The following is a 2,735-nucleotide window of genomic DNA, read 5'->3' as shown; positions in this document are numbered from 1 at the left end:
GTAAATATATAGGGTACATTTAATCATCGCAATTACGGAAATGCGAATTGCATAGGGATAAATTTTACGCTATCCGAATCGTAATACCATACTTGTAGGAAACTGTAGTATACCTGAATTTTGTATAAAATAAATATACAATGGAAAAGGAATTTAATTTCAATAGCGAACTATCCGGCAAGATTGCCATGGTAACAGGTGGAACCAAAGGCACCGGAAAAGCAATTGCCGAAAGGCTACTGGCAGCCGGGGCAAATGTAATCATCACCGCAAGAAACAGGACTGAAGAGCCCAATGAAAAGCTGTATTATATTTCGGCAGACCTCAGCAGTCCCGATGGAGCGGCAAAAGTAGTAACAGAGGTATTATCAAAGTTTGGCGGGCTCGATATCCTGATCAATAACCTTGGTGGTTCGGAAACTCCGGCGGGTGGTTTCGCTAATTTAACAGATGAACACTGGGAAGAAACATTGCAGACCAATCTTTTAGCACCAGTAAGATTAGACAGGGCATTTTTGCCGCAAATGATTAAACAAAAAACCGGTGTGATTATTCACATCGCATCCATTCAGGGGAAACTTCCGTTATATGAAAGCACACTACCCTATGCGGCTGCCAAGGCCGGACTGATCAATTACAGTAAGGGACTTTCTAAAGAGGTTACCCCAAAAGGAGTTCGAATTCTAACAGTTTCTCCGGGCTGGATCATGACTGACGGCTCAAAGAGAATGATGGAACGCATATCGAAGAGCGAAGCAATTTCGATAGAACAGGCCACACAAAGTGTAATGAATGCACTTGGTGGCATTCCATACGGCAGACCAGCAATGCCTGAAGAAGTTGCTGAATTTGTCGGGTTTCTTGTTTCACCAAGGGCAAGTTATCTTACCGGAACCGAATTTGTTATTGATGGAGGCACCATCCCAACCGTTTAAAAAATTACAACAATACCAGCCTGGGTTGCATTTAGGATGAATTTAAAATGCTGACCGAAATCAACTTGGGCTTAATTCAGCTAATCCTCGCTCTGAAAAAATCAGGCCAACTGTGGATATCCTTTCAAAATCACACGTTTCAAACTGTCCTGATACTCATCTCCCCAATTCCCAATAGCGGCGATTACCGGTATCAAGGTTTTGCCAAACTCAGTAAGTGAATACTCTACCTTTGGTGGCATCACCGGATAGATTGTTCTGATAACCAATTCATGTTCCTCGAGTTCCTTTAGCTGAATATTGATTACCCTACGACTTGCATCCGGTATTTTGCGTTGCAGCTCGCTCGGACGCAAGTAACCCTCGTTGATAAACCACAACAACCGCATTTTCCATTTGCCATAAAGTACCTCTCCAACTAAATCGAGGCCACAGTTTAAATTGGGAAAAGTTTTTTTCTCGTACATCTAACAAAGATACATGTAGGTCATTAATGAAACAATACGGATAAATTTTTCCCTATTCGAATCGTAATCCCCTACTTGTGCGTGCCGCTAGTACCACCGAAATTTGTACAACAATAAGTAATTTAAAATAAATATCATGAACTTACCAAAATTAATAACAGACCTAGTTGAAGCGCAAAACAGCCATGATGCTGCAGCTTATTCCTCACTTTTTTCAGAAAACGCCGAAGTATTCGACGAAGGAAAAAACCATATTGGAAGAACAGCAATTCAAAAATGGATTGAAAATTCGAACCAACAGTATCAAGCTACTTTAAAACCGATTAGTTATAAGGAAGCTGAAAAGGGGTCGGTATTTACAGCAGAGATTTCCGGAACATTTCCAGGTAGCCCGGTCATTCTTAACTTTAACCTCGTTCTTCAGCAGGGTTTAATTCAATCGCTTAAGATTACTGGCTAATGCCAAACATCCAGCGACCATAAAATCGTAGGGATTCTGTTGCAACTCCAGGAGAAGGTATGGAACGAACCGTTATTAATCCGTTGGAATTTCCGGGTTTCCCAAACTAATCTGCTATTCCGAATCACCAGACTGAACCATTAGCAAGAATATTTAGAACAAGGATGACATAGAAAAAAAACAATGATTTTTTCATAAGAAACCGTACTTTGATTTGTTCAAAGTACGGTTGTACTCCAAAACATATCGTTAACTAAGGCTTTCAAAGAGGACATAAAAAAATGTGCCCGTCTATATGATTTCCCAACCGATTTTTAAAATCAAAAACAGATTGTGTCGAACTAAAAATCGTCTCGCAACTTTCGTATTTGTTCAAGTGCCGCTACGTCAATCTGATCTTTTGGGCGATTAACAATCTTCTTATTCTCAATTAATTGATTAATATGCAAAAAAGGAACATTTACGTTATCAATATCCGCAATAGAGGCCATTTCCAAACATTCGTCAAAGGTATATCCTTCAAGCCCCTTCATTTCAATGAGTATATCTAAACGGAGACCATTGTTAAGGTGAAAATCTGTCCAGCCAAGTATAAATTGCATAGTTTCGATCAGTGGATAATCCCCCATATCACATTTTACAAATGCTTTTCTCAGTTGCTTTCTATTTTCTAAGGTGTCTTTTAGCCAAATATCTAAGTCACCTGTAAAACGCTGGTAGCCGTGTAAATTGGTGGCATAACCACCGACCATAATATATTGCACATTATACTCTTGAAGTGCTCTCCAAAAATTTAGTATCTCTTCATCAAAGATGTCCACGAATTATTTACTGATAAATGGTTTATGTGATATAGAAGCCTTACTCATGGTC

The 2,735-nt window shown here is 39.5% G+C and carries 4 protein-coding genes; 2 read left to right on the top strand and 2 right to left on the bottom strand.

Annotation, left to right across the window (positions count from 1 at the left end; all coding sequences use genetic code 11):
• The first annotated feature begins 140 nt into the window (after positions 1-140).
• Entirely contained in the window at positions 141-935 is a 795-nt protein-coding gene (locus tag AC1DDX_RS26135; protein WP_337715251.1) for an SDR family oxidoreductase, read from the top strand.
• 101 nt (positions 936-1,036) lie between these two features.
• Here the strand turns inward: AC1DDX_RS26135 and AC1DDX_RS26130 are convergent, their stop codons facing one another.
• Positions 1,037-1,402: a winged helix-turn-helix transcriptional regulator gene (locus AC1DDX_RS26130; RefSeq protein ID WP_090779212.1), complete on the bottom strand. Its 366-nt coding sequence runs from the start codon at positions 1,400-1,402 to the stop codon at positions 1,037-1,039.
• Positions 1,403-1,538: 136 nt separating this feature from the next.
• On the opposite strand from AC1DDX_RS26130, the gene AC1DDX_RS26125 reads away from it, so the two are divergent.
• A complete protein-coding gene (locus AC1DDX_RS26125) occupies positions 1,539-1,862 on the top strand; it encodes a nuclear transport factor 2 family protein (RefSeq protein ID WP_172660562.1) in 324 nt (107 codons plus the stop codon).
• A gap of 341 nt (positions 1,863-2,203) precedes the next feature.
• Here AC1DDX_RS26125 and AC1DDX_RS26120 read toward each other — a convergent pair whose 3' ends face one another.
• Positions 2,204-2,683, bottom strand: coding sequence for a hypothetical protein (locus AC1DDX_RS26120; RefSeq protein WP_172660563.1), 480 nt, complete (start codon positions 2,681-2,683; stop codon positions 2,204-2,206).
• Between the last annotated feature and the right edge of the window lie 52 nt (positions 2,684-2,735).

It is taken from the genome of Pedobacter sp. 10L46_2, assembly GCF_056395165.1.
This window is presented reverse-complemented; position numbering and strand designations above follow the sequence as displayed.